At 71.2% G+C, this 26,072-nt stretch carries 18 protein-coding genes; 6 read left to right on the top strand and 12 right to left on the bottom strand.

What is annotated here, in order from left to right; translation table 11 throughout:
- Window positions 1–12: 12 nt before the first annotated feature.
- Both ACZ3KP_RS11575 and ACZ3KP_RS11570 read left to right on the top strand, forming a co-directional pair.
- The gene (locus ACZ3KP_RS11575; protein WP_467498494.1) at window positions 13–3,690 is read left to right on the top strand and encodes a S8 family serine peptidase; all 3,678 of its coding nucleotides are present in this window, start codon (window positions 13–15) and stop codon (window positions 3,688–3,690) included.
- A 58-nt stretch (window positions 3,691–3,748) separates the two neighbouring features.
- The gene (locus tag ACZ3KP_RS11570) at window positions 3,749–4,750 is read left to right on the top strand and encodes a response regulator transcription factor (RefSeq protein WP_467498492.1); all 1,002 of its coding nucleotides are present in this window, start codon (window positions 3,749–3,751) and stop codon (window positions 4,748–4,750) included.
- A 140-nt stretch (window positions 4,751–4,890) separates the two neighbouring features.
- Here ACZ3KP_RS11570 and ACZ3KP_RS11565 read toward each other — a convergent pair whose 3' ends face one another.
- The 4 genes from ACZ3KP_RS11565 to ACZ3KP_RS11550 form a co-directional block, all read right to left on the bottom strand.
- Window positions 4,891–5,601 carry a hypothetical protein gene (locus tag ACZ3KP_RS11565; protein ID WP_467498490.1) on the bottom strand — a complete coding sequence of 237 codons (711 nt, stop codon included), beginning with the start codon at window positions 5,599–5,601 and terminating at the stop codon, window positions 4,891–4,893.
- A gap of 123 nt (window positions 5,602–5,724) precedes the next feature.
- Window positions 5,725–6,261, bottom strand: a complete 537-nt coding sequence (locus ACZ3KP_RS11560; protein ID WP_467498488.1) for an ISAs1 family transposase — start codon at window positions 6,259–6,261, stop codon at window positions 5,725–5,727.
- A 358-nt stretch (window positions 6,262–6,619) separates the two neighbouring features.
- Entirely contained in the window at window positions 6,620–9,334 is a 2,715-nt protein-coding gene (gene acnA / locus ACZ3KP_RS11555; RefSeq protein ID WP_467498486.1) for an aconitate hydratase AcnA, read from the bottom strand.
- Window positions 9,335–9,724: 390 nt separating this feature from the next.
- Entirely contained in the window at window positions 9,725–10,447 is a 723-nt protein-coding gene (locus ACZ3KP_RS11550; protein WP_467498484.1) for a dienelactone hydrolase family protein, read from the bottom strand.
- 281 nt (window positions 10,448–10,728) lie between these two features.
- Between ACZ3KP_RS11550 and ACZ3KP_RS11545 the strand changes: the two genes are divergently transcribed.
- Window positions 10,729–12,258, top strand: coding sequence for a helix-turn-helix domain-containing protein (locus ACZ3KP_RS11545; protein ID WP_366894577.1), 1,530 nt, complete (start codon window positions 10,729–10,731; stop codon window positions 12,256–12,258).
- Between the two features lie 115 nt (window positions 12,259–12,373).
- Here the strand turns inward: ACZ3KP_RS11545 and ACZ3KP_RS11540 are convergent, their stop codons facing one another.
- The 5 genes from ACZ3KP_RS11540 to ACZ3KP_RS11520 all read right to left on the bottom strand — a co-directional run bounded on the left by ACZ3KP_RS11540 (window position 12,374) and on the right by ACZ3KP_RS11520 (window position 21,341).
- Window positions 12,374–13,600, bottom strand: coding sequence for a TIGR02679 family protein (locus ACZ3KP_RS11540; RefSeq protein WP_467498481.1), 1,227 nt, complete (start codon window positions 13,598–13,600; stop codon window positions 12,374–12,376).
- Between the two features lie 122 nt (window positions 13,601–13,722).
- Entirely contained in the window at window positions 13,723–17,943 is a 4,221-nt protein-coding gene (locus ACZ3KP_RS11535) for a TIGR02680 family protein (protein WP_467498479.1), read from the bottom strand.
- A complete protein-coding gene (locus tag ACZ3KP_RS11530) occupies window positions 17,940–19,214 on the bottom strand; it encodes a TIGR02678 family protein (protein ID WP_467498477.1) in 1,275 nt (424 codons plus the stop codon). The genes ACZ3KP_RS11535 and ACZ3KP_RS11530 overlap by 4 nt, the downstream gene beginning before the upstream one ends.
- Window positions 19,211–20,821, bottom strand: a complete 1,611-nt coding sequence (locus tag ACZ3KP_RS11525; protein WP_467498475.1) for a TIGR02677 family protein — start codon at window positions 20,819–20,821, stop codon at window positions 19,211–19,213. Before ACZ3KP_RS11525 ends, ACZ3KP_RS11530 begins: the two co-directional genes overlap by 4 nt.
- A 31-nt stretch (window positions 20,822–20,852) precedes the next feature.
- Complete coding sequence (locus ACZ3KP_RS11520) at window positions 20,853–21,341, bottom strand: ATP-binding protein (RefSeq protein WP_467498473.1); 489 nt, start codon at window positions 21,339–21,341, stop codon at window positions 20,853–20,855.
- Between the two features lie 144 nt (window positions 21,342–21,485).
- On the opposite strand from ACZ3KP_RS11520, the gene ACZ3KP_RS11515 reads away from it, so the two are divergent.
- The 3 genes from ACZ3KP_RS11515 to ACZ3KP_RS11505 all read left to right on the top strand — a co-directional run bounded on the left by ACZ3KP_RS11515 (window position 21,486) and on the right by ACZ3KP_RS11505 (window position 23,826).
- Window positions 21,486–22,355 (top strand): helix-turn-helix domain-containing protein, encoded by an 870-nt coding sequence (locus tag ACZ3KP_RS11515; protein WP_467498471.1) that lies wholly within the window; start codon window positions 21,486–21,488, stop codon window positions 22,353–22,355.
- Entirely contained in the window at window positions 22,352–22,549 is a 198-nt protein-coding gene (locus ACZ3KP_RS11510; RefSeq protein WP_467498469.1) for a DUF397 domain-containing protein, read from the top strand. Before ACZ3KP_RS11515 ends, ACZ3KP_RS11510 begins: the two co-directional genes overlap by 4 nt.
- Before the next feature lie 77 nt (window positions 22,550–22,626).
- A complete protein-coding gene (locus tag ACZ3KP_RS11505; protein ID WP_467498467.1) occupies window positions 22,627–23,826 on the top strand; it encodes a cytochrome P450 family protein in 1,200 nt (399 codons plus the stop codon).
- Between the two features lie 7 nt (window positions 23,827–23,833).
- Here ACZ3KP_RS11505 and ACZ3KP_RS11500 read toward each other — a convergent pair whose 3' ends face one another.
- The 3 genes from ACZ3KP_RS11500 to ACZ3KP_RS11490 form a co-directional block, all read right to left on the bottom strand.
- Window positions 23,834–24,619, bottom strand: a complete 786-nt coding sequence (locus ACZ3KP_RS11500) for a COG4705 family protein (protein WP_467498465.1) — start codon at window positions 24,617–24,619, stop codon at window positions 23,834–23,836.
- Between the two features lie 187 nt (window positions 24,620–24,806).
- Complete coding sequence (locus tag ACZ3KP_RS11495; protein ID WP_467498463.1) at window positions 24,807–25,649, bottom strand: COG4705 family protein; 843 nt, start codon at window positions 25,647–25,649, stop codon at window positions 24,807–24,809.
- 95 nt (window positions 25,650–25,744) lie between these two features.
- Entirely contained in the window at window positions 25,745–26,065 is a 321-nt protein-coding gene (locus ACZ3KP_RS11490) for a trypco2 family protein (protein ID WP_358977772.1), read from the bottom strand.
- Window positions 26,066–26,072: the final 7 nt, after the last annotated feature.

Here is a 26,072-nt window from a genome sequence, read left to right as displayed (position 1 = left end):
GGACGTCCACCCATGCGAAGACTCCACGCCCTGTGGGCCGTGGCAGGAGCGGCCGGACTGCTCGCGGGGGCTGTCACGCCCGCGACATCCGCTCCCGGGTCCCCGGTCACCACACCCGTCACACCCCTCACGGGTCCGCACACCACCGCCGCACCGCAGACTGTCACCCTCATCACCGGCGACACCGTGACCCTCACCGTCGGACCGGACGGCAAGAACGCCGTCGACGTCCGGCGCGGCAAGGGCCGTGAGGCCGCCACCTTCCTGTCGAGCGAGAAGAACGGCGAGATCAGCGTCCTGCCGGCGGACGCCATCCCGCTGATCAAGGCCGGCCGTCTCGACCCGGCTCTGTTCAACGTCTCCCAGCTGGTCGAACAGGGGTACACGGACGCGAAGACCGGCAGCACCCCGGTCATCGCCACGTACACCAAGGGCGCCGAGACCCCCGAGGGCACGCGCCGGACGCTGGCGCTGCCCGGGATCGACGGCGCGGCGCTCAGCGCGAAGAAGTCGACCGCGTTCTGGTCGGACATCGCCCCGCCGCTGGGCACCGCGCCGACCGCGAAGGCCGCGAAGCAGCTCGGTGACGGCATCGACAAGATCTGGCTGGACGCCAAGGTGAAGGCGTCCCTCGACGTGAGCGTGCCGCAGATCGGCGCGCCCGAGGTGTGGAAGGCGGGCTACAACGGCACGGGCGTCAAGGTCGCGGTCCTGGACACGGGCGTGGACCTCGGGCACCCGGACCTGGCCGGGAAGATCGCCGGCTCGGAGAGCTTTGTACCGGACGAGACCGTGCAGGACGGCTTCGGCCACGGCACCCATGTGGCGTCCACGATCGTCGGCTCGGGCGCGGCCTCGGGCGGCCGGTACAAGGGGGTCGCGCCGGGCGCCCAGTTACTGGTCGGCAAGGTGCTGGACAACACGGGCAGCGGACAGTCGTCCTGGATCATCGCGGGCATGGAGTGGGCGGCGCACTCGGGCGCGAAGATCGTCTCCATGTCCCTGGGCGGTACCGCGTCCGGCCCCTCCGACGTGCTCAGTCAGACGGTCGACGACCTGTCCGCGGACACCGGCACCCTCTTCGTGATCGCGGCCGGCAACGCGGGCCCGGGCGAGCAGACCGTGGGCACCCCGGGTATCGCCGACTCGGCGCTGACGGTGGGCGCGGTGGACAAGTCCGACAAGCTGGCCTCGTTCTCCAGCCGGGGTCCGCGCCTCGGCGACTTCGCGGTGAAGCCGGAGATCACCGCGCCGGGCGTGAACATCACGGCGGCCCGCGCCGCCGGTACCACCATGGGCACGCCGGTCGACGACTACTACACCACGGCGAGCGGCACTTCGATGGCGACCCCGCATGTGGCGGGCACGGCGGCGCTGGTCGCCGAGGCGCATCCGGACTGGACGGGCGAGCAGATCAAGGAGGCCCTCGCCAGTACCGCGAAGACGAACGCCGACAACTCCGTGTTCGAGCAGGGCGACGGCCGGGTCGACGCGGTACGCGCCGTCGAGCAGGACGTCTTCGCGACCCCGACGCTGAGCTTCGGCAGGTTCGAGGACGGTGACACCGGGGTCGTCAGCAAGGACATCACGTACACCAACACCACCGGCAGTGCGGTGGAGTTGAAGCTCTCGTCGTCGCTCGCCGACCTCACGCTGGGCGCGGACACCCTGACCGTGCCCGCCCACGGCACCGCCTCGGTTCCGGTCGGCGTCGACCCCGGGCAGGAAGCCCAGGGCCGGTACTCGGGCCATGTCACGGCGACCGCCGACGGCATCCAGGTCACCACGGGCGTCGGCTTCGAGAAGGCGCCGAAGACGTACAACCTCAAGGTCTCCCTCGTGGACCGCGAGGGCAACCCGTCCACCGGGGCGTCGATCTACACGCTCCAGGAGCTGAACGGCGCCTACCCCGACGAGTACGGCTTCATCGGCACCGGCTGGACCTGGCAGGTACCGGCCGGTACCTACTCCATCGCGACCTGGATCCCGGACCGGGACGCGGGCGGCCTGGCCGTCGGCACGTCGGTCGTCGGCAACCCCGAGATCAAGGTCGACAAGGACACCGCGGTCGTCCTCGACGCCCGCAAGGCGGTGGAGATCAAACCGAAGACCAAGCAGGACTCCGAGTTCCGGGGCTTCAGCACCAACTGGCACCGCGCGGGGCCGGGCGGCGCCTGGGGGCTGACCTACAGCCAGGGCTTCTGGACCACGCACGTCTATGTGGCGCCGACCCAGCAGGTCACCGTGGGCACCCTGGACTTCTACGCCAAGTTCCGCCTGTACGCGAAGGAACTGACGGCGAGCGTCACCAGCCCGGAGAAGACCGCGCTGTCCTCGCTCTACTATTCGCAGACGTACAACGACTTCCCGTTGAAGATCAGCGGGAAGCACACCGTGCAGGCGGTGGACGCGGGCGGCGGTACCGAGGCCGACTTCGCGGGGCTCGACGTCAAGGGCAAGGTGGCGGTGGTCGGGCTGGGCGCCACGGAGCGGGCCCAGACCGCTCTGGACAACGCGACCAGGGCCGGGGCGGGTTACCTCATCGCGTACCGCAAGACACCCGGATTCTGGATCGAGGCCGTGGACCGCGCGACCAGCGTCCCGCTGATGATCGCCACCGGCGAGGAGGGCGCCGAGCTCGCCGGCCTGCTGAAGACCGGCAAGAAGGTCACCCTGAAGCTGAGCGGTACGCCGGTCAGCCCGTACGTCTACAACCTGCTCGCCGCGCAGAGCGGCGCCATCACCGCGAACCAGACCTACACCCTGGACAAGTTCCACACCGTGAAGCGGAAAGCCCGTTACTACGGGGCCACGGCCGGCGAGATGGGCGCGGACACCCTGTACACCTTCCGCCCCTGGCAGCTCTTCGGCGTCGAGAACAGCGTCTACACGCAGCTGGGCACGGAACGCGACGAGTACTACTACGTCGACCCCGACACCCGTACCTGGCACGTCGTCTATCCGAACTGGAAGGCGTCCAAGGGCGAGTGGAGCCCGCTGCGGACCTTCGCCGAACCGGGTACGGAGCCCACCGAGGACTGGCTGCGCCAGGTCGTCCGGCCGGGAAGCAGCGAGGAGTACGGCCTCTCCGTCCGCGACGGTGACAAACTCACCCTCTCGGTGCCGGAGTTGACCGACTCCACACCCGGTCACTACGGATACGTCGACGGCGTCGACAACACCGCGAAGGGCAAGCTCTACGCGGACGGGCAGCTGGTCGGCGACTCGACGCGCGGCGGATACGGCACCTTCGACGTGGCGGCGGACAAGACCGCGTACCGCTTCGAACTGGACGTACAGCGCCGGGCGGAGTGGGCCAGGTACTCGACGAGCACGCACACCGAGTGGACCTTCTCCTCGGCGCACACCGTAACGAAGACGGCGTTGCCGCTGCTCACGGTCGGTATCGCCGCGAAGCGTCTCGATCTCCTCAACCGGGCCGACAGCGGGCGTGCGGTGGAGGTCCGGCTGCCGGTCGCGAACCAGCTGGGGAGTGTGAGGGCGAGCAGTCTGAAGGCCTGGGTCTCCTACGACGACGGCACCTCATGGAAGGAAGTGGAAGTCAAGGGCGGCACGGCGCGGTTCAAGCCCGCGAAGGGCGCCGAGACGGTGTCGCTGCGGGTGCGGGCCACGGACCGGAACGGCGACGGGATCGACCAGACCGTGCTGCGGGCGTTCGGCCTGAAGTGAGCGATTGCCCTGAGCCACTGTAAGGATTCTTAACAAAGAACCTCTACCGTGGCGAGCCATGGTGAACACCGCACAAGATCCTGCAAGACAGACCCCTGCTGCGAGCCCCTGGGCCGCGGTGGGGGTCTCCGCCTTCGACGAGATGGTGTACCGGTCGATTCTGCATCAGCCCGACGCCGGCGCGGCCGGCTGGGCGCTGCTGACCAGGGCGACCCCGGCCCAGCTGCGCGAGGCCTGCAACCGGCTGCTCACCCTTGGTCTGCTCCAACCGCCGGACTCCATGGGCGGGTTACGAGCGGTCGACCCGCGGGTGGCGATCCGCGCCCTGATCCGGCGGCGCGAGACGGAGTCCGAACTTCTCGCCGCCACCGCTGAGGAGATGGCCACGGCGTACGAGGCCGGCCTGCTGCGCGAGGAGCCGACCCGGCTGATCGAGGTCGCCTCCGGCGAGGGCGCCATCGCGGCCCGCCTGGAGGAGATGTACGCCCGTGCCGAGCACGAGGTGTGCCTTTTCGACACGCCGCCGTACCTCGCCCCGCCCGCACCGCAGGTGGATCTCCAGGCCGATCTGCTGAAGCGCGGGATCGTCTCACGCGGCATCTACGCGGCGAGCGGCCTGGAGGATCCGAACACTCTGTCCCGCGCCTGGAAGATGGTCGAACTCGGCGAGCAGGCAAGGGTGTTGCCGTCCGTGCCGCTCAAGCTGCTGGTGGTCGACGGGCACCGGGCGATGCTCCCGCTGACCTCGTCCGCGGCGGGCGGCTACTGCGCCGTCGTCGTATGGCACTCGGCGGTCACCGAGGCGCTGCAGAAGCTCTTCGAGCTGGCCTGGCAGCAGGCGACCCCGCTCGGCCGGCCCGAAGGGAACGGCGAACTCTCCGAGGACGAACAGACGTTGACACGACTGCTGGCGGCCGGGATGAAGGACGAGGCGGTGGCCCGTCACCTGGGGGTGAGTCTGCGAACAGTGCGGCGGCGGGTGAGCGACCTGCAGGAACGGCTCGGGGTGGCGAGCCGTTTCCAGCTCGGACTGCGGGCCGCTCAGCGCGGCTGGCTGTAGCGGGACGACGCGGGGCCGCGCTCCCTCCGACAGGAGCGCGGCCCCGACTGGCGGTCGACGTCACATCGTCCGCGGGGCCCGCTCGGACGCCGCGTCGCGGCCCGGTTCGTACTCGAAGCGTGCCGGCTCGGTGTTGCGCGTCAGCGGTGGTCGACGTAGGCGACGAGCCCGCCGACGGTCAGGCCCAGCGCGCATCCGCGGCGGAAGGCCGCGTAGCGCATGACCGGGGTGTGCTGGGCGTGGGTCATCGCGTACGGTGCGCGGATCCCCAGTTCCACGCCGCACAGGCACACGACGTAGCCGTGACGCAGGGCGGCGGCCTCCCACTCGGGGTCGTGCGGGACCCAGGTCCGGGAGTAGATCTCCCCGTCGGGCGTCCGCAGTTCCAGCCGGGAGTAGGTGTATCCGTAGCACTCCTCCAGTTTTGGCTGTTCATCGGGTATGTCGTGCAGCTCCCATCCGGGGATCGAGGGCAGGTCGCAGAAGACCTCGGGCGGCAGGCGCCTCATGCCGAACAGGATGGCGCCTTCGAGCTGCGGTTCCTCGGGTATCTCGTCGAGCGAGGCTCCCTTCGGCACGACGTACCCGAAGTAGCCCACGCCCACGGCGCGACGGAACTCGAAGAGGGCAGTGGGCATGCGGGGTGTCTGTGCGGGATCGATGGTGATGGTGCCTTCCGCAGTCTCCAGGCCCCCCAGCACGCACTCGAGCTGCAGCGCGGGGTCGTCGCAGAACAGGATCCGCCCGAGGTCGTCGACCTGTTCGAACTGATACCGGCTCATCTCCTCCAGCCCTCCGGTCGGTTGCCGCCGTTCCGCGTCCGCGAAGCAGACGATGGGATGTTGAACCATCCTATTGAAGGGTCGTTCAACAATCCATACATTGGAACGCGTGCACCACCAGGCCGACGGGTGCTGCTAGGCGCCGTGAGCACCGGCGCGGCGTGGGCGCCAGGGCTCCGGCAAAGTTGTTGATCACGCTGTCAGGAGCAGGTTGACGGGACGGTCGGTGGCGCGTGCGTGATGCCGTACGGCGGCGGCGATGTTCTGGTGTCCGTCCAGGCGCAGCAGCGTGATCGCGGTGTTGCGCAGACCCGCCATGACGAGGGGCGCGTTGCCGGTGCGGATCTGGGAGCGGTCTTCGTGGAAGGTGACGTCGCGGACCCAGTGCAGGCGGTTCTCGATCTCCCGGTGCGGCTGCGTCCATGCGGCCAGGACGGCGGGCGGCGCGGTGCGGGCGTCCGCGCTGGTGATCAGGTAGACGATCTCGATGGTCCGTCGGCCCTTGCGGGTGACGGTGCGCCACAGTTGGGCGACTTGCCGGGCCCCGGCGAACTCGACCCATGCCGGCACGTCGACGATCTTGATCGTGCGAGTGGCGCGGCGTCCATGTCCTCGGTCCGTCCTGGTGACGGCGGGTTCGAAGTCCAGGGGAGCGCCTTGAGCTGTGCGTACAACGACTTCTGATTCGCCTTCACGGTCAGGACGTGGTCTCCTCCGGCCCCTGGTCACCAGGGTTCGAGGAGTTCGATGGTTTCATAATCGGCTCAGTCACCTTCTGTTGAGTCCTCCACTGCCTCACTGACGAAGGCGAGAGACTTGCTGACGTCGCGATCCTCCGGCTGAGCGACGGCGACGACACCCAGCTGCAGCACATCGCCTGGCGGCGCTCGTTCGCCACACGCTCGCAAGGACAGAAGAGCCCCGCACCTGGTACCAGGTGCGGGGCTCTTCGTCGTCGTAGGATGCGCAGCTCCGCTCCGGGAACAGATCGCGTGCGATCACGGTCGCAGGCGCGTCATCCGCCCCGTCGAGCACGAGCGCCCCACTCCCCGCGAGATGCAGGGGCAGGGCACTCGTTCACGTCAGGTCAAGAACCGACAAGCTGGCGCAGCACGTACTGCATGATGCCGCCGTTGCGGTAGTAGTCGGCCTCACCGGGGGTGTCGATCCGGACGACCGCGTCGAACTCGACGCCCGTGTCGGTGGTGACCTTGACCGTGCGCGGGGTGGTGCCGTTGTTGAGCTCCTCGACGCCGGTGAAGGAGAAGGTCTCCTCGCCGGTCAGGCCGAGGGACTCGGCGGAGGCGCCCTCCGGGAACTGGAGCGGCAGGACGCCCATGCCGATGAGGTTCGAGCGGTGGATGCGCTCGTACGACTCGGCGATGACGGCCTTGACGCCGAGCAGCGCGGTGCCCTTGGCGGCCCAGTCGCGGGACGAGCCGGAGCCGTACTCCTTGCCGGCCAGGACGACCAGCGGGATGCCCTGCTCGATGTAGTTGCGGGAGGCGTCGTAGATGAACGCCACCGGCGCGTCGGCCTGGGTGAAGTCGCGGGTGTATCCGCCCTCGGTGCCCGGCGCGATCTGGTTGCGCAGGCGGATGTTGGCGAACGTGCCGCGGATCATGACCTCGTGGTTGCCTCGGCGGGAGCCGTAGGAGTTGAAGTCACGACGCTCCACACCGTGCTCGGTGAGGTACTTGCCGGCCGGGGTGTCGGCCTTGATGGCACCGGCGGGCGAGATGTGGTCGGTGGTGACCGAGTCGCCCAGCTTGGCGAGGACGCGGGCGCCGGTGATGTCGGTGACCGGGGCCGGCTCGTGCTGCATGCCCTCGAAGTACGGGGGCTTGCGGACGTAGGTGGACTCGGGGTCCCACTCGAAGGTGTTGCCGGTCGGGATCGGCAGCGACTGCCACTGGGCGTCGCCGGCGAAGACGTCGGAGTAGGACTTGTTGAACATGTCCTCGCCGATCGCGTTGGCGACGACGTCGTTGACCTCGGCCTCGGTCGGCCAGATGTCGGCCAGGTAGACCGGCTTGCCGTCCTGGTCGGTGCCGAGGGCGTCCTTGGTGATGTCCACCTTCATGGAGCCGGCGAGGGCGTACGCGACGACCAGCGGCGGGGAGGCCAGGTAGTTCATCTTGACGTCGGGGTTGATCCGGCCCTCGAAGTTCCGGTTGCCGGAGAGGACCGCGGTGACCGCGAGGTCGTGGTCGTTGACGGCCTTGGAGACCTCCTCCGGCAGCGGGCCGGAGTTGCCGATGCAGGTGGTGCAGCCGTAACCGACCAGGTTGAAGCCGACCTTGTCGAGGTAGGGCGTCAGGCCCGCCTTGTCGAAGTAGTCCGTGACGACCTTGGAACCCGGGGCGAGGGTGGTCTTGACCCAGGGCTTGCGGGTCAGGCCCTTCTCGACCGCCTTCTTGGCCACCAGGGCGGCGGCGACCATGACGTACGGGTTGGAGGTGTTGGTGCAGGAGGTGATGGCCGCGACGGTGACCGCGCCGTGGTCGATCTCGTAGGTCGAGCCGTCGGGGGCGGTGATGGTGACCGGGTTGGTCGGGACGCCGTTGGCGGTGGCCGGGGAGTCGGAGGCCGGGAAGGACTCCTTGCCCGCCTCGTCGTCGTCGGCGACGTAGTTGCGGACGTCGCTCTTGAACTGCTCGGCGGCGTTGGCCAGGACGATGCGGTCCTGCGGGCGCTTCGGTCCGGCGATGGAGGGGACGACCGTGGAGAGGTCCAGCTCCAGCTTCTCGGAGAAGTCGGGCTCGGCCTTCGGGTCCAGCCAGAGGCCCTGCTCCTTGGCGTACGCCTCGACGAGCGCGAGCTGCTGCTCGGACCGGCCGGTGAGCTTCAGGTACTTGATGGTCTCGTCGTCGATCGGGAAGATCGCGGCGGTGGAGCCGAACTCCGGCGACATGTTGCCGATGGTGGCGCGGTTGGCGAGGGAGGTGGCGGCCACGCCCTCGCCGTAGAACTCGACGAACTTGCCGACGACGCCGTGCTTGCGCAGCATCTCGGTGATGGTGAGGACCAGGTCGGTGGCGGTGGTGCCGGGCTTGAGCTCACCGGTCAGCTTGAAGCCGACGACGCGCGGGATGAGCATGGAGACCGGCTGGCCGAGCATGGCGGCCTCGGCCTCGATGCCGCCGACGCCCCAGCCGAGCACGCCGAGGCCGTTGACCATGGTGGTGTGCGAGTCGGTGCCGACCAGGGTGTCCGGGTAGGCCTGCCCGTTGCGGACCATGACGGTGCGGGCCAGGTGCTCGATGTTCACCTGGTGGACGATGCCGGTGCCCGGGGGTACGACCTTGAACTCGTCGAACGCGGTCTGGCCCCAGCGCAGGAACTGGTAGCGCTCCTTGTTGCGGCCGTACTCCAGCTCGACGTTCTGCTTGAAGGCGTCGTTGGTGCCGAACTTGTCGGCGATGACGGAGTGGTCGATGACCAGCTCGGCCGGGGCCAGCGGGTTGATCTTCGCCGGGTCGCCGCCGAGCTCCTTGACGGCCTCACGCATGGTGGCGAGGTCGACTACACAGGGGACGCCGGTGAAGTCCTGCATGATCACGCGGGCGGGCGTGAACTGGATCTCCTGGCTGGGCTGGGCCTGGGAGTCCCAGCCGCCGAGGGCGCGGATGTGGTCGGCGGTGATGTTCGCGCCGTCCTCCGTGCGGAGCAGGTTCTCCAGCAGCACCTTCAGGCTGTACGGAAGGCGAGCCGAGCCTTCCACCTTGTCCAGCCGGAAGATCTCGTACGACTCGTCGCCCACCTGCAGCGTGCTGCGGGCGTCGAAGCTGTTCGCCGACACGACAGTCTCCTTCATTGATGTGCGCGTACCACCACGATCCTGCCGCCACGCCGACTTGGCCGGTCCACTAAGGTAAGGCTAAGTTAGGTAACCCTTACTCGGGTGGCGGTCCCGGTGCGCCTGGCAGATATCTCGATGTCGAGATAACTCTAGTACACCCGGGCCGAATGGTCATGCCCAGGCGTCGCGGCCGGCGAAAGGAACGGGCATCGTGGACGGATCGCGCACATGGGCCACGACCGGGCAGACGCGGCCGACGACGCCCGGAACGGATGCGGGTCGGTCGCCCCGTGACGACCCGCCACGAAGCTCCGCCCGGGAGGCGCCCGGCACGCGCCGCTCGGGCCGGCCGGCACGCCTGTCGCGTGCCGCCGGCCCGGCGGCCCGGCCTCACGTCAGATGCCGTCCGAAGAAACGGTTCCCGTCCTCCGCCTCGAACCACGGGGTGCCGGTGTGCCCGCCGAGGTTGGCGTGCAGGGTCTTCTCCTTCGTGCCGAAGGCGTCGAACAGGTCCAGGGCCCGCTGCCGGGGGTTGCCCTCGTCGTCCCACTGCAGCAGGACCAGCAGGGGAACGGTGACCTGCCGGGCCTCCTCGCGCTGGGCGCGGGGCACGTAGCCGCCGGCGAAGAAACCGGCGGCAGCGATCCGCGGTTCGGTCACCGCGAGGCGGATGCCGAGGGCCATCCATCCCGAGTACCCGACCGGCCCGCTGATCCCGGGCAGCGACAGAAGGGCGTCCAGGGCGGCCCGCCAGTCCGGGGCCGCGTTCTCGACCAGCGGGCCGATGAACGACTCGAAGATCTCGTCGACCGGCTCGCCGGCCCGCATCGCCCGGCGGAGGTCGGCGCGGGCCTGCTCGTCGGCGGCGGAACGGGGCCGGTCACCGCACCCGGCGGCATCGATGGAGGCCACCGCGTAGCCGCACGACGCGGAGTACCGGGCCCGGGCCACCAGCCGGGGTTCCCCCTTGGACAGGCCGTTGTTGTGGGCCATCAGGATGAGCGGGGCCGGGGCGGCGGATCCGGGCGTCCACAGGGTGCCGGGGATCTCGCCGAGGGTGAACTCGCGTTCGAGGACGCCGTCGTCGAGGCGCCGTTCGGAAGTGAATCGCATGGTCGTGCCTTTCAGGAGTGCGCTTCCACGGCGCTCCCGGACGACCTACCGCCCGACCGTGACCCCGGAGGGGAGCACCCATGTCGATACTGCGTTCACGGGTACCACCTCCTCGTTCTCTCGCACGGCCGCCCGAAAGGTAGCAGTGGCCGACGGGTGCCTCCAACCGGTTTTCCGCACATCGGGTACCGAAGGGCCGAACGGGTACTCTCGCTGACACGACGTCACCCGGAGGGACCCCCCAACAGGCGCCATCTCATATCTGAGATAACCTCTGTCTCATGTCAGACGACTACCTCGTACGCATCGGCAAGCTCATCCGTGACGCCCGGCAACACCGTGGCTGGACACAGGCACAGCTCGCGGAGGCGCTCGGCACCAGCCAGAGCGCTGTCAACCGCATCGAGCGCGGCAATCAAAACATCAGCCTTGAGATGATCGCCCGAATCGGTGAAGCCCTGGACAGCGAGATCGTCTCCCTGGGCTACGCGGGCCCGATGCATCTGCGGGTGGTCGGCGGCCGTCGGCTGTCCGGTGCGATCGACGTGAAGACCAGCAAGAACGCGTGCGTGGCCCTGCTGTGCGCCTCCCTCCTCAACAAGGGCCGTACGGTGCTGCGCCGGGTGGCCCGCATCGAGGAGGTGTACCGCCTCCTGGAGGTGCTCAACTCCATCGGTGTGCGCACCCGCTGGATCAACGACGGGGTCGACCTGGAGCTGGTGCCGCCCGCCGACCTCGACATGGCGTCCATCGACGCCGAGGCCGCCGTGCGCACCCGCTCGATCATCATGTTCTTCGGTCCGCTGCTGCACCGCATGGACCACTTCAAGCTGCCCTACGCCGGCGGCTGCGACCTCGGCACCCGGACCATCGAGCCGCACATGATCGCACTGCGCCGGTTCGGTCTGGACATCGCGGCGACCGAGGGCCAGTACCACGCGCAGGTGGACCGCTCGATCCGCCCCGACCGGCCGATCGTGCTGACCGAGCGCGGCGACACGGTGACCGAGAACGCGCTGCTCGCCGCCGCCCGGCACGACGGCGTCACCGTCATCCGCAACGCGTCCTCCAACTACATGGTCCAGGACCTCTGCTTCTTCCTGGAGACGCTCGGGGTCCGGGTCGAGGGCATCGGCACCACCACCCTGACCGTGCACGGTGTCCCGAACATCGACGTGGACGTGGACTACTCCCCCTCCGAGGACCCGGTCGAGGCGATGAGCCTGCTGGCCGCCGCGGTGGTGACGGAGTCGGAGCTGACCGTGCGCCGGGTGCCGATCGAGTTCCTGGAGATCGAGCTGGCGGTCCTGGAGGAGATGGGCCTCGACCACGACCGCAGCGCCGAGTACTTCGCGGACAACGGCCGTACCCGCCTGACCGACCTGACGGTCCGGCCCTCCAAGCTGGAGGCGCCGATCGACAAGATCCACCCCATGCCGTTCCCCGGTCTGAACATCGACAACGTCCCCTTCTTCGCCGCCATCGCCGCGGTCGCCCAGGGCAAGACGCTGATCCACGACTGGGTCTACGACAACCGCGCGATCTACCTCACCGACCTCAACCGCCTCGGCGGCCGCCTCCAGCTCCTCGACCCGCACCGGGTCCTGGTGGAGGGTCCGACCCGCTGGCGTGCCGCCGAGATGATGTGCCCGCCGGCCCTGCGCCCCGCCGTGGTCGTCCTGCTCGCGATGATGGCCGCCGAGGGCACCTCGGTCCTGCGCAACGTGTACGTCATCAACCGCGGTTACGAGGACCTCGCCGAACGCCTGAACTCGATCGGCGCCCAGATCGAGACGTTCCGGGACATCTGAGGGTCCTCGGAGCAGGCGCCGTCACACCCCTGCTGACCCGCATGCATGCGATGCGGGAGGGGAGGTGGCGGCGCCTCTGGGACTCTTCTGCGTCATCGGAGTCATGACGTGCGCCTCAGCGGGACCCCGGCCCGAGGTCCGCGAGCAAGTCGTCCAGCACCGTCTCCTCCTCGACCCGGACACCGCACTCGGCGAGAGCGACGGCCAGAGCAGGGTCCCAGGGAGTCGCGGCGGGCGAGCCCGACAGGGCCGGGGCTTCGGCCGCCGCGGTCACTGCTGCTCGGTAATCGGCGGCCGTGTAGCGCCAGGGCCGCCAAGGAACGCTTCGCGCCAGCGCTGCGGCGATGCGCACACCGCCCCAGTCGAAATCGCCGTGGTAGAGAAGGCGGGCTCCACGCTTGGACAGGTCGCGCAGCAAGGTGAGCGCGGCGGCCGACGGTTGCCCCTGGAGGCACACCATGGGCGGGCAGTCCGGGCCGAGAGTGTCGGCGGCGGCGGACAGCACGGCCGGGTTCTCACAGATGTGAACGGCTCCCGTCGGTGGAACGGGCGCTACCGGTGCACGACGGGTGAGGGAGCGAAGGGTCAGCACCGTCGGCTCCCCCGCGTCGGCCATCCAGTCGAGGGGTGGCGTACCGCGCAGGTTGAGGGTGAGGACGGTCGACGACAGGTCGTCCTTGAGCAGGCCGACCGAGGCCCACGCCTCCCGCCGCCACTGCGCACCGGAGCCGGCGGGGAAGCCGGTGAGGCAACGGATGCCGGACAGGACGAGAGTGGCGAGCGGCGTCCCCTCGTCCAGGGCATGGGCGCCCGAGAGGTTCTGTGCCGCGAACGTCGCCCGCGATGTCGGGGGTGACGCGGGCAGCGCACGCAACGCGCGCACGGCAGCCTCCACCAGCGGGCCCGCGGCCTCCGGTGTGCGGGCGAGGCGCCGTACGAGACCGTCACTGCGGATCCGCTCGGCCCAGCGGGCCAGCTCTGCGTCGAGAACGGCGAGCGGGGCGTACGCCTCCTCCCAGGCCCGTTCCTCCCTGTTCCGTGTCTCGGCGTGGAGTATGACCGGGCCGGTGAGCGCGACGACGGCCGCCGCCAGTCCGTCGGGGCTGACACCGGAGCGGCGCAGGATCTCATCAACGGTGGCGAGGCGAATGCTGAGGGAGCCACTGGATCGCGGTGCCCGTCCGAGCAGGCGATCGGCGGCGCGCCGTTGGGATTCGTCGGGGTCGGACAAGGTGATGGAGCCGGTGAGCGGTCGGCCGCGGGCCATGCGCTGCCGCGCGCGTTCTACGAGCCAGGCAAGGCCGGGATCGCCGAGCAGACGTCCGAGGCGCTCGGTGTCCACGTCGGTCCGGGCTTCTCCCGCCTGCGGCCCAGCCGGCACCGCGTCCGCGGTGGGGTCCGCCGGTGTCGTGCGTCCGGCCGCCGCCCGGCCTCCGTCGCTGTCAGGCGGGGTCGCCGAACCGTCTACGTCCACAAGGCCCCCTGTCCACCGACGCTGTCGACGGCGGCTGTCCGCCCTGGCTCACCGAAAGGACTCACCGGCCCGTCGTCGGTCCCCTCGCCGGAGCCGTCGGCGCCTGCAGCCGCCCGGGCTGCGCCTGTCCGCGCACCCGGCTCCGTGCCGCGCCGCCGTTCGCTGCCGTCCCATTCCCACCGCGTCACCAGTACGGCGTCGATGTCGTCGACGCGGGAGAGCTGGGCGATGGCGATGCCCGGCACCTGCGGGTAGCACGCCCATTCGCGTTCGCTGGTCATGACGACGTCGAGGTCGAAGGCGCGTAGCAGACCGAGGCACTTGGCGCGTGAGTCGTCGTCGACACCGGCGAACGCCTCGTCCAGGGTGACCAGGCGTGGGGCATGCGCGCCGCCCGCGCTCGCGTAGTGGGAGGACGCGGCGGCGAACAGGGGGACGGACGCGGCCAGTACCCGCTCCCCGCCCGAGGCGGGTCCGGTGGCCGGCACCCACTTGCCGTGCTGATGGCGTTCGACGCCGAACTCGTGCCATGACCGGTAGTCGAGGGCGGCGGTGAGGTCCTCCAGCCAGCTGCCGGCGCTGTCGTCGGCCTGTCGGCGGGCGATCTGTTCCTGGAGGAACGCGCCGACCGCGGCCCGGTCCTCGGGCGACCATGCGTCGGCGGACTGGCGCAGCCGTTCGCGGGCCTGGGCCAGTCCCTGCGGGGCCCGGCGGGACGCCCTCCACACCAGCCGCAGTTTCATTCCTGTGGAGGTCGGGCGTTCCTCCAGCTCCCTGTTCATGGCGGCCACCTGCCGTTCGGCCGCCCCGATCAGTTCCTGGAGCGTCCCGGCGACCTCGGTGATCAGATGAGTCTGGAGGATCTCGCGCTCGCGTGCGGACAGGATGCGGGTCAGTTCCGCGACCTCCACGGCCAGTGCCTCGGCGAGTTCGGGCACGGCGCGTTCCCTGCCCTGGTAGACGATGTCGACTCGCATGCCGTCCTCGCTCGGGCGGGCGGTGGCGGTGTGGCCGTGCCGCGACAGCGCGTCCTGGAGCCTGCCGAACTCCTCACTCAGCCGCTTCTGCACGCGCTCCCAGGCCGCGTCGGTGTCGTCGACCGAGGACAGCCGGGACTCGACGGTCCGCGCGAGGGCGATGGCCGGGGTCGTCGCCCACGTCCCTCCGCCGTCGTCCGGTACATCGATGTCGGGGAGCGCGACGGCGAGCAGCCCCGTCGCGGCGAACCGCTGAAGCGCCGCGACGGCTTCCGCACGCGCGGCGGTCGCCTCGGTGACGTCTTCGGCGAGCCGCTCGATGCGTCCCTCGGCGCGGCTGGCCCGCCGGTCCGCGTCCCCGTACTCCTCCCGGACCTGCCGCTGTTCCTGCTCGCAGACCCGGGCCGCCTCGGCCGTCTCCTCCAGTTGGCTCTGGAGCTCGGCGACTGCCGCTCCGACGGTCGAGCGGAGCGTCGTGAGGTGTTCGTCCGCCGCCGCGGCCACCCGGGCCGCCTCCGTAGCGCGCTCCGCGAGTTCGGACACGAGGAGTCCGGCCCGGCGGGTCTCCTCCTGTTCGCCGGTCACCGCACGCTCGGCCTCCGCGCGTTCGCGCAGTGCGGGCCACAGGGCCGCCAGGAGGGCGGTGTGGTCGGCGAGCGCCTGGCGCACGGCGCCCAGTGCCGTGTGGTCGGTGGGGAGGTTCAAGGCTGCCGCGGTGTCGGCGAGTTCGGTCGCCGCGCGCTCGGCCTGTCGCGCCGCCGGAGCCAGTTCCGCGGCCCGTTCGTCCCGCCGGGCGCGGGCGCGGCGGACCGCCTCGGCCGCGGCGGTGACGCGGGCGTGGGCGTGCCGCAGGTCGTCGTCGCCGGGCAGTGCGGCGAGTTCGGCGTCCAGCACGGCACGGCGCCCGGCCACGGCGCGGGACTCCTCGGCCAGTCGTTCCCGCTCCGCCGTCAAGCCGTCGATCTCGGCACGCAGTTTTCCGATCCGGACGCGACGTGCCTGTTCCCGCGCTCCTTCCCCCACGTACTGGGCGCTGTCCTTGGCCCAGCTTCCGGTGAGCGCCCCGACGCGGAAGCGCCCGTCCGCGCAGACCCAGGTGTCGTGGCCACCGACCTCCCATGAGGCCTCGCCGGGCCCGTGCCCGCCTACGGCCAGCCCGATCGAGGCGAGCAGGCGCGCGACCGTCTCCTCCCCCACGGCGGCGGCCCCCGCGTCCCCGGGGTCGACCGCCGGGCACAGCACGCGGTCGAGGCCGGTTCCGCCGAACAGCCCGACCGGGTCGAGCAGCACGTCATGGCCGTCCACCGCGACCGCGGAACCGTCCGGCCGCACCCAGGCGTCCAGGAGTCCCGACGCCTCCAGCGCGGCCTCCAGTCCCGCGCGGTCGGCCTGGGTGACGTGCGGGCGGAAGTCGACGAGCCGCCACAGCGGAGCACCGGGTCCGCGGTCCCGCACGCCGGGTGTGCGCGTCGGGGGAGCCGCAGGGCCGCGCTCCCCACCCGTTTCCAGGGCAGTCAGTTCCTCCGCTGCCAGCCTCTGCCGCTCCGCCGTCGCCGCTTCGCGGTGGGCCAGTCCTGCCGCCCGGTCGGCCAGCCGGGAGGCGGCGGCGCGATGCGCCTCGCTCGCCGCCGTACGGGCCGGCGGCGGACCGTCCAGTGAGCTCGCCCAGTCCTGTACGGCGTCCAGGACCCCGGGCAGTCCGGGCACCCGCAGCTCCAGGCACCCGGAGAGGTGCTCCCGTACGGCCGTGACCAGCGCCCGCTCCTCCCGGGCGACGCCCTCCTCCGCCTGGGCCGACCGCTCCTCGGCGTGCACGGCCTCCTCGTCGGCCTCGTCGACGCGCAGCCGGGCGGCCCGGTGCCGCTCCTCGGCCTGCTCGGCCCGCGTGGCGAGTTCCGCCACGTGCTCGACGGCGCGCCGTCTGCTCGCGATCGCCTCGTCCGCCGCCCGGCGCAGAACCGTGTCGGGGGCTCCCTCCGTCCTCGGGAGGTCGAGCCGAGCTGCCGCGGCGCTCTCGGCCACCCGGTCCCGGATGCCGTCCAGCGTCTCCCGGGCGGCCGTGAGCCGGTTGTCCGCGGTGGCGAGCCGGCCCAGTGCCCGCGTGTGCGCCTCGGACGCCGTACGCCGGTCCGCCTCGGCCCGCTTCAGCTCCGCGGCCGTGCGGGAGGCGTCGTCCGCCGCCCGGTCGAGCGCGCGGGCGTCGCGCATCTCGGGCCGGGACCGCAGCGTGGCGTCCTGGGCGGCCAGCCGCGCGGCCCGCTCGTCGAGGGCGGCGCCCCTCGCCCTGGCCTCCTCGCGGTCCGCCACCGCGCGGTCCCGGTCCGCCTGCGCCCTGGCAAGCTCCCGTTGCAGGTTCTCGTACCGGGCGTGTTCGCGGCGGGGCAGGCGGGCGCGGCGCCGGGAGGCGAGGCGGGCGTAGCGGCGGTAGTGGTCGAGGAACGCCGAGGACGCCTGTTCGGCCTCGCGGGCCGCCCGCAGTTCCTCCTTCTCCTCGTCCAGCGACCGGAACGCCTCCGCCGCGTCGGCGACGACCGCCTGGTCCATCGGCGGCAGCGCCTCGGTCAGTGCTCGGGAGAGGGCGGCCTCGCTGGGGCGCTTGGACAGCTGGGGCTGACGCAGCTGGATCAGGAGGTCGACGAGGGCACCGTAGCGCCGCTCCCCCAGCCCGAAGAGGGCTTCGTCGACGGCCCTGCGGTAGGCCTTCGCCGTGTCGTACACCATGCCGTGGCTGCCCACGGCCTCGGCGAGCCGGTCCCGGGACAGTGCCGTCCCGGTCGCGTCCAGCAGGTCGAGGCCTGCGCCGATCCGTTGGTCGGTGACCGCGAACCAGTGGCGGGCGATGCCGCGTCCGGCGACCGCCTTCAGTCCGCACAGCAGCGTGCGGAAGTGCGCCACGCCCGTGGTGCCGTCGAGCCGTCCGAACTCGATCCAGGTGTAGCCGAGCCGCTCGGGATGCGGGTGCGCGCCTCCCAGGAGCAGGTTCCACTCCATGCGTTTGCCCGGGTCGCCGTCGGGTTCGACGCGGCGGGCGGACAGATCGCCGTCCAGGAGGAACGGCAGGGTGAGGGCGAGCACCTTCGATTTGCCGGTGCCGTTGTTGCCGCGCAGCAGCAGCCGGCCGTCGCGGAACCAGAACTCCTCGATGTCGTAGTGGAAGAGGTCGACGAGTCCGATGCGCAGGGGCCGCCACCGGCCGGGAACGGGAGCGGGGAGCGCGGTCACTGGGTGGTTCACCTTTCGTCCTGCACGGGCTGCACGGGCTGCACGGGCTGCGCGGTCTGCACGGTCGTGGCGGGGGGCCGTCGAGCGCCTCCGGGTTCCCTGACGACGGGCTCGCCGACCGCGTACCGGGCCAGGGCAGGCTGCGGTACGACGCCCCGTTCGGTGCGCTCGGCGAGTCCCAGCGCCACCAGCTTGGTCAGCGCCTGCTCGACGAGTTCGGGCTCCGCTCCCGGTTCCCTCGCCGTCTTGGACCAGAACCCGCCGTGCTCCAGGGCCAGTTCCCGTACGCGGGCCGCCAGCTCCGCCGGCTCCACGGGCCCGGCCGCCCGGGCCAGGTGCCCCGCCAGCAACAGGGTGATGTGGCCGTGGGTGCCCTGCTCCGGCATGCGCACGTCCGTGAGGTCGTCCATCGGGTCGACCATGGCGATGCCCTCGGCCCGGATCTCCGGGACGAGTCCCGTCAGTTCGTTGATGCGGGCGGTGATGAAGCCGCGCTGCCGGGTGAGGTAGGCCAGTTCGTCGTCGGTCAGGTCGTCGAAGTACAGCACCGGGTCGTCCAGCAGGATGCGGGTCAGCTTCCAGCGGACCGCCCGGAACCTGAGCTCGTCGCTGTCGAGCGCGGTCCACGCGGTCATCTCCGCCAGGCGCTCCTCGAAGCCCTCGGCCTCGACCATGGAGGGGCCCCGCAGGGAGGCCGGCATCCCGGCCAGCACCCGTCGCCGCACGTCGTACAGCACATCGCCCGATCCACTGACGTAGGCGTCCTCGTCGCCGGCCACCCGCCGCAGCACCCCGAGCCGCAGCAGCAGCCGGACGACGGCCGCGAGGTCGAGGCGCTCGTCGCGCCGCTCCAGAGTGAACGCGATCCCGGCGGCGACGAGTTCGGGATCGGCGGCGGCCAGGACGACCTGCTCGGCGAGGCGTCCGAGCGCCACCTGCGACTCGCCACGTTCCAGCGCGGCCAGGGCCAGGCAGAGCAGGACGTAGCGGCGGCGGGTGAAGGGCAGGGCGCTGCGGGCGGCCTCGCGCGCGGGGTGCGTGGCGTCGATGAGGGTGCCCGGCGTCTTGCGCAGCCGTGCGGCGTCGGCGTCCGTGCGCAGCGTCCAGCCGACGTTGCGTTCGAACCACTCCCGCAGCTCGACGGTGTGCCGGCGCACCAGCCGGAACTCGTCGGCGTACGGCCCGTCGGCGGTGAGCAGCGGCTCCTTCAGCAGGGCGCGTGCGGCTTTCTGAAGGTCGGCCTGGCGCTGGCCGTCGAGGACCTCGGCGAGCGGGCCGCTCATCGGTCCTCCGCGAGCTGGGGAGCGGTGTCCCGTCGGGGGACGGAGAAGGGAACGGAGGGCGGTGCCGGCGCGGCAGCGTGACCGTGCCCGACCGTGAGGTCGACGATGTCGATCAGGTGGTCGGGGCCGCTGAACACACCGTCGGGGGTGTGCACTTCGGCTGTCGATCCGTCGTCGAGGGCGGTCAGCCGGATCTCCATCGAACCGTCCCCGCTGGTGGCCGCGGTGCTGGTCGTGCCCGGCCGCCAGGTGGCGAGCGCGTCGCCGAGCAGCCGCAGGAACAACTGGAAGGCGAGCGGGTCGAGTTCGCCGAGCCGGGACAGCCGCACCGGTCCGCCCGTCACGAGACGGTCCCGGGCCCGTCTGGTCTCCTCCGTCTGCCGGGCGGCGATCTCGGCGAGCCGGCGCTTCGCCTCGCCCCGGTCGGCCACTCTGCGCGGCTTGCCACGCCGTTCGTAACTACCCGTACTGCGTAGTTGGGGGCTGATCCGCAGCGGTCGCGCCTCGCTCCACGGGGTGGCGGCCGGCTCCGGGGTGGCCGTCCGTTCGGCGAGGGTGTCGGCGTCGACGGTGAGGTGTCGGGAGGAGTGCAGCCCGAACGCCACGCGCCACAGCCGGTGCCGTGCCGCGTCGTCCGGCGCCTGGGCGAACCAGCGTGCGAGAGTACGGAAGTCGGCCGAACGGTCCGAGCGTCCGGCCCGGCGCTCGTTGAGCTGCCGTACGACGGCCAGGAGCTGCGGGATCGAGCCCAGCGCCCGCCCGCGCAGCAGCCTGGCCTGCGACTCCCGTCCCTCCCCCGACACGAACCACTCGGCGAGCCCGGACCACCGCGCGGCCCACCGCTCGTACGCCACCGCCTCGGCCCGCTCGGCCTCCTCGGGAGCGGCGTCGGCGGCCTCGCGGGCGGCGGCGAGCCGCAGCAGCGGACCGACCCGCTCCTGCTCCTCCAGTTCCCCGATCAGCAGGGCGATCCGCCCGCCGAGGGTGATGAGGTCCTGGATGAAGCGCTCCAGGTACTGGATCAGCCGGTCCTTGTAGGCGAGGAACGCCTCGACCTCGATGTCGTGCAGGTCGATGGTGCGCTGCAGCGAGCCCATGAAGGCACGGGCGTTGTCCGCGAGGTCGGTGAACCGCGCCGTCAGCACGGACAGCGCCACGTACGTCTTGGCCGGGTCCGGCTCGTCCTCCATGGCGATCACGAGGAGCGCCCGCAGCTGCGTGACGATGTCGTGCAGCGCGACCGCCTGGAGTTCCCCGCGCCGTCCCAGCACCTCGTCGTACGTCCCCAGCGCCGCCTCCGCCGCCTCACCGGCCCGGGTGAGCTGGTAGATGAAGCGCCTGCGGTAGAAGTCCTCGACCGTCGTGACGTGCGCGTGGTCCGGGTCGGCCCGCAGATTGCCCCACTCCACGAGCTTGTCCAGCGCCTGCGTCACCGCTTCGAGATCGGCGGGCCGACTCCCCGCGTCCAGGGCGGCGTACACGTCCTCCGGCCGCAGATGCACCGCGAACCGCTCCTTGGCGGCGAGGAACGCTCGCATCACCTGTCGGTAGAGGGGGGCGTTGGGGGTGGTGAGGTGGGCGAACGGAGAGTAGTCGGTGGCGGTCATCTCGGCACATTCTTCCACCGCGGCCACGAGCTCACGCGGGAGTTGCGAACACGCACTCCGCCCAGACGGTCTTGCCCGGGCCCTCGGGCCGCAGGTGCCAGCCCCAGCGGGCGGCGAGCGCCGCGACCAGCAGCAGCCCTCGGCCGCGGGTGCCCTCGGAGCCGGGGGCGGGCAGCGCTTCCGGTTCGGGCGGCGTGCGTTCGGCACGGGTGTCGGTGACCTCGATCCTGACCGTGCGGGCGGGTGCGCTCACGTGCAGGAGCAGATGGAAGTCCCGGCCGGGGACGTGGCCGTGCCGTACGGCGTTGGCGGTCAGCTCGCCGAGGACCAGCACGACGTCTTCGTGCGGACCGGTGCCGTACGGAATGCCCCAGGTGTCCAGCCGATGCGCGGCCAGGCGGCGGGCGAGGCGGGCGCCGCGTGGCGTGGAGGTGAAGCGCATCTCGAAGGTACGGCTCAAGTCGTCGCTGGGGTGTACGGGTTGGCAGGCGCCGATGGGGCTGGGGAGTTGGCTCGTCATGCCGACAACGGTGTCTCCGGTCGCGTAGCGTGACCAGCGGTGACGCACCGACGCGGGCCGTTGTACGCGTGGAGGCGGTACGGGTACGAGGTGCGCGGCGTGACGAGGCCGCCGGTGCGGCGTTGGGCCAGGGAGGCGGTGGCGATGACCGAGGGTACGGACGAGAGGGCCGGGACCGTGATGGCGGACGACGCGGCACAGGCGACGGCGGACACGTCCGGCCAGGCCGTGGTCATCGCGTTCGGGCAGACGATGAAGACCCTGCGGGTGCGGGCGGGCCTGGAGCGCGAGGAGTTCGGACGGCGGATCGGATACTCGGCGTCCACGGTCGCGTCGTACGAGCAGGGGCGGCGGATTCCGTCGCCCAGGACCATCGAGCGGGCGGACGAGGTTCTGGACGCGGGCGGGTTGCTGACGGTGTGGAAGGAGCAGGTGGAGCGGGCTCAGTATCCGGTGTTCTTCCAGGGGATGGCAGCCTTGGAGAAGGAGGCCATCGAGTTGCTCTCGTATGACACGTTGGTGGTCAAGGGCCTGCTTCAGACCGAGCAGTACATGAGGGCGGTACTAGCCATGCGGCGGCCCCCTCTGGACCAGGAAACCATCGAACAGCGCGTGGCCGCTCGGCTCGCCCGGCAGGACATCTTCGACCGGCAACCCGCCCCACTTCTCAGCTTCGTGATGGACGAGTCGATATTGTGGCGTCGGCTTGGTGGAAAAGACGTTCTTCGAGGGCAGTTGGAGCATCTGCTACTCGTCGGCCAGAAGCGAAACGTCGAAATCCAGGTCATGCCGCTCGACTGTGAGGAAAGCGCGGGCGTGGACGGAGCATTCACGGTCGTCACGCGCGACGACGGCAAGAAGTTCGCATACACCGAGGCGCAGGGATCCAGCACGCTTCAGACCGACCCGCAGCGGGCAGCGCTCGCCGCCGCCCGTTATGGGATCATCCGATCGCAGGCTCTCACTCCACGAGAGTCCCTGGAGTTCATCGAGAGGTTGCTGGGAGAGCTATGAACACCGCTGAGTCCTCGGCAGTCGCGTCCGGCCTCGCCTGGTTCAAGAGCAGCTACAGCGGAGCGGAGGGCGGCGACTGCGTCGAGGTCGCGGCCGACATGGGAACCGTACACATCCGTGACTCCAAGGCCTCGGCCGGACCCGTCATCCGTGTGTCACGTGAGACGTGGGCGGGGTTCGTCGGGGAGGCCTGACGGTCGTACGCCGAGCGTGAGCACACCCTTGCCTGGGCAGGTCCGTACGCGGTCGGCGGCTGGCTAGGGTGGTGTACATGGACGCTCGCACAACTCCCGTGGATCCGAACGCCGTTGGCGAGCTGCTCGCCGACCCCTACGCCGGGTATGCCCGGCTCCGGGAGGCCGGGTCCGTGCACCGGGTCGTCGGGACCGACGGGCTCCCGGCCTGGCTGGTGACGCGGTACGAGGACGTACGGCACGCCCTCGCCGACCCGCGGCTCTCGCTCGACAAGGCGCACGCCGCGCCCGGCGGCTACCGCGGGCTCGCGCTGCCGCCCGCGCTCGACGCCAACCTGCTCAACATGGACCCGCCGGACCACACCCGGGTCCGGCGCCTGGTGTCCCAGGCGTTCACCCCGCGGCGCGTCGCCCGGCTGCGCGAACCGGTCCGGCGGACCGCCGACGCCCTGCTCGACGCCCTCGCGCCGCTCGGCCGCACCGACCTGATCGCCGCCTACGCCGCGCCGCTGCCCATCGCCGTGATCTGCGAGCTGCTGGGCGTCGCCGAGTCGGACCGGCCGGACTTCCGGTCCTGGACGGACGCGCTCGTCGTCCCCGACCCCGCACGCCCGGAAGGGGCCAAGGAGGCGGCCGGGGCGCTGCTCGCCTTCTTCGCCCGGCTGCTCGCCCGCAAGCGCGCCGAGCCCGCCGACGACCTGCTCTCCGCCATGATCGCGGTCCGCGACGAGGAGGACCGGCTCAGCGAGGACGAGTTGATGTCCCTGGCCTTCCTCATCCTGTTCGCCGGGTACGAGAACACCGTCCACCTCATCGGCAACGCCACCCTGGCCCTGCTCCGCGACCCCGCCCAGCTGGCCGCGCTGCGCGCCGATCCCACCCGGATCGGCCCGGCCGTGGAGGAGCTGGCCCGCTACGACGGTCCCGCCCCGCTCGCCATCCGCCGCTTCCCCGTCGAGGACGTCGTCATCGGCGGGGTCACCGTCCCGGCGGGCGAGACCGTGCTGCTGTCCCTGGCGGCGGCCCACCGCGACCCGCGCCGCTTCCCCGACCCCGACCGGCTGGACCTCGGCCGGGACACCAGCGGGCATCTGGCCCTCGGCCACGGCATCCACTACTGCCTCGGCGCACCGCTCGCCCGTCTGGAGACCGAGATCGCCCTGACCGCCCTCCTGGAACGTCTCCCCGGTCTCGCACTCGACACTCCCGTGGACCGGTTGCGCTGGCGTCCCTCGATGCGCACCCGGGGCCTGCTGGCTCTTCCGGTGCGGTACTGAGGGAGGGTCAGAGCGCCGTGGACGTGTCCCGGCGGGAGGCGGCCAGATAGCCGACGAAGCAGACGATGGCCGCCGTCCAGCCGAGGGTGACCGGCCCCAGTCCGAACGCGAGCCCGCCCCGGCCGTGGCCGAGCGCCATCCAGTCGGCGAGGGAGGCGCCGAGGGGGCGGGTGATGACGTAGGCCGTCCAGAACGCGGGCACGGCGCCCAGGACCCCGCCCCGGTGGGCGACGGCGGGTACGCAGATCGCGACGGCGAAGAGGACCGCGGAACCGAAGTAGCCGAGACCGGCGGTGGCGCTCAGGTCGCCGGCCGCGGTGCCGAGGGCGAAGGTGGCGAGGACGGCCGCCCAGTAGAAGGCCTCGCGCCGGCGGGTGCGGATGCTGTGGATGGACAGGGTCCGCTCGACGGCGTACCAGAGGGCGAAGACCGCGGCCAGCGCGAACAGGAAGAACGGCGTCGACAGCGTGTAGGGCACGCCGAGGCCGACGTGCAGGACGTCGGCGGCCATCGTGCCGAACACGCTGACCATGACGACGGCCGTCCAGTACACCCAGGCGATGTACCGGCGGACGGCGAACTGGACCGCCAGCGAGGCCGCCAGAGCGAGTCCGCCGAGGGCGACCGCGGGCACCGGGCCGAGGACCTTGGCGAGCAGGTCCGACGCGGTCTCCCCCATCCCGGTGGTGAGCACCTTGATGATCCAGAAGTAGGCGGTCACTTCGGGAACCTTGTTCGCCAGCACGCGCAGGGTGGCCCGGGGGCGGTCGTCGAGGAGGTGCTCTGGGGTCATGAGTCGCACCATGACACGACGCACCTTCGGTGCCACAGATGTCTTTGCCATTGTTTTGAGGCTTCTGGTGCATGAGTTTCATCAACGCCCGGCGAACCTGAGCGCAACCTGAACACGGCGGCGAATCCCCTGGTCGGCGCGGCTCCCGCGGTGGTAGGCGCCGAGTGCCTGCCCCGCGGGCCTTCCCTCAGGCCCGGCGCTCCCGGAGCCGCGCGTAGGTCATGAGGCCGAGCAGGACGGCCAGCAGGACCGCCGAGGAACCGGCCGTACCGAGGTTCAGACCGCCCTTGGCGACCGGTTTGGTCAGGAAGTCGCCCGCGGTCGCGCCGAGCGGGCGGGTCAGGACGAACGCGATCCAGAACAGCAGGACGTTCGGCACCGCGGGTACCGCCATGAGGGCGGCCAGCACCGCGAGCGCCCCCGCCACCAGCAGCGCGCCGCCGGCGTAGCCGAGGCCGGAGCTGTCGGAGAGGAAGTCGCCCATGGAGGTGCCGAGCGTGTTGGAGACGAGGATCGCGGACCAGAACAGCGCCTCCCCGCGGAAGCTGACGATGTCGCGGATCTGGAAGGTCGTCCCGGTCAGCCGCCAGACGGCGAAGACGGCCATGAGCAGGGAGATGAGGATCGCCGCCCCGGCCGGGTAGCCGAGGCCGAGGCCCTGCGGCCCCCAGCCGAGCGAGGTGGCGCCGGCCGGCAGGTACTTCGCGTCGGCGTCGCGGTTCATGAAGTCGGACATGGTGGTGCCGGCCATGCTGGTCGACAGGATCACGGTCCAGTAGAAGAACGGGTTGTAGCGGTCGGCGCGGAGCTGGACGACCAGCGTCACCACGAAGACCAGGAACAGCGCGATCGTGGTGAGGAAGTAACCGAGCTTCAGGGTCTGGGAGAAGAGGTCGCCGGCGGTCTCGCCGAGGGTGGTGGCGGCGATCTTCATGATCCAGAACGCCAGGGTCACCTCCGGGAGTTTCTTCATCGCCGACGTGGCCGGGGCCGGGAGGTCCGGGCCGGTGCGGATTTTTGACTGCTGCACGGTGGGGGGCTCCTGTTCGGTCGGGCGACCGTGGGACGGTCACCAGGAGCGACCCTGGCAGTTCCGGCCCGAACGGCTCCGGCACGACTCCGGTGTTACCCCCGGGAGAGTGAATCGCCGTTCTCGCGGCTCACCTCGTGGTGACGGCCGCCGGGTCCGGGCAGCGGCTTGAGGTCGACCTGGATGCGGTGGGTGGAGTCATGGCTCACCGAGCCGCCGAGGCGGGCGTCGACCACGCCCAGCCGCAGACCCGCGCCGCCCTCGCCGGCCCGGTGGAACTGCACCGCGAACTCCAGGCTGACCTGCTCGACGCTGAACCGCCAGTCGCTCTCGGCCCCTTCGGCCTGGGCCCGCGCCAGCTCGGCGCGCACCGTGCCGATGGCCTCCGCGAGGCCGATCGGTTCCGGATCCCCCATCACCACA

This window comes from Streptomyces sp. NPDC020958, assembly GCF_055562175.1.
The sequence above is the reverse complement of the archived record's forward strand: the minus strand, read 5'-3'. Positions and strand labels throughout refer to the sequence as shown.

Bases quoted from the DNA above. Each gene is read 5' to 3' on its own strand.
- ACZ3KP_RS11565 (WP_467498490.1), bottom strand. From the start codon at position 5,601: ATGGTTCAACATCCCATCGTCTGCTTCGCGGACGCGGAACGGCGGCAA.
- ACZ3KP_RS11545 (WP_366894577.1), top strand. From the start codon at position 10,729: ATGTCAGACGACTACCTCGTACGCATCGGCAAGCTCATCCGTGACGCC.
- ACZ3KP_RS11490 (WP_358977772.1), bottom strand. From the start codon at position 26,065: ATGGGGGATCCGGAACCGATCGGCCTCGCGGAGGCCATCGGCACGGTG.
- ACZ3KP_RS11510 (WP_467498469.1), top strand. From the start codon at position 22,352: ATGAACACCGCTGAGTCCTCGGCAGTCGCGTCCGGCCTCGCCTGGTTC.
- ACZ3KP_RS11525 (WP_467498475.1), bottom strand. From the start codon at position 20,821: ATGACCGCCACCGACTACTCTCCGTTCGCCCACCTCACCACCCCCAAC.
- ACZ3KP_RS11520 (WP_467498473.1), bottom strand. From the start codon at position 21,341: ATGACGAGCCAACTCCCCAGCCCCATCGGCGCCTGCCAACCCGTACAC.
- ACZ3KP_RS11500 (WP_467498465.1), bottom strand. From the start codon at position 24,619: ATGACCCCAGAGCACCTCCTCGACGACCGCCCCCGGGCCACCCTGCGC.
- ACZ3KP_RS11550 (WP_467498484.1), bottom strand. From the start codon at position 10,447: ATGCGATTCACTTCCGAACGGCGCCTCGACGACGGCGTCCTCGAACGC.
- ACZ3KP_RS11570 (WP_467498492.1), top strand. From the start codon at position 3,749: ATGGTGAACACCGCACAAGATCCTGCAAGACAGACCCCTGCTGCGAGC.
- ACZ3KP_RS11575 (WP_467498494.1), top strand. From the start codon at position 13: ATGCGAAGACTCCACGCCCTGTGGGCCGTGGCAGGAGCGGCCGGACTG.
- ACZ3KP_RS11530 (WP_467498477.1), bottom strand. From the start codon at position 19,214: ATGAGCGGCCCGCTCGCCGAGGTCCTCGACGGCCAGCGCCAGGCCGAC.
- ACZ3KP_RS11515 (WP_467498471.1), top strand. From the start codon at position 21,486: ATGACCGAGGGTACGGACGAGAGGGCCGGGACCGTGATGGCGGACGAC.
- ACZ3KP_RS11505 (WP_467498467.1), top strand. From the start codon at position 22,627: ATGGACGCTCGCACAACTCCCGTGGATCCGAACGCCGTTGGCGAGCTG.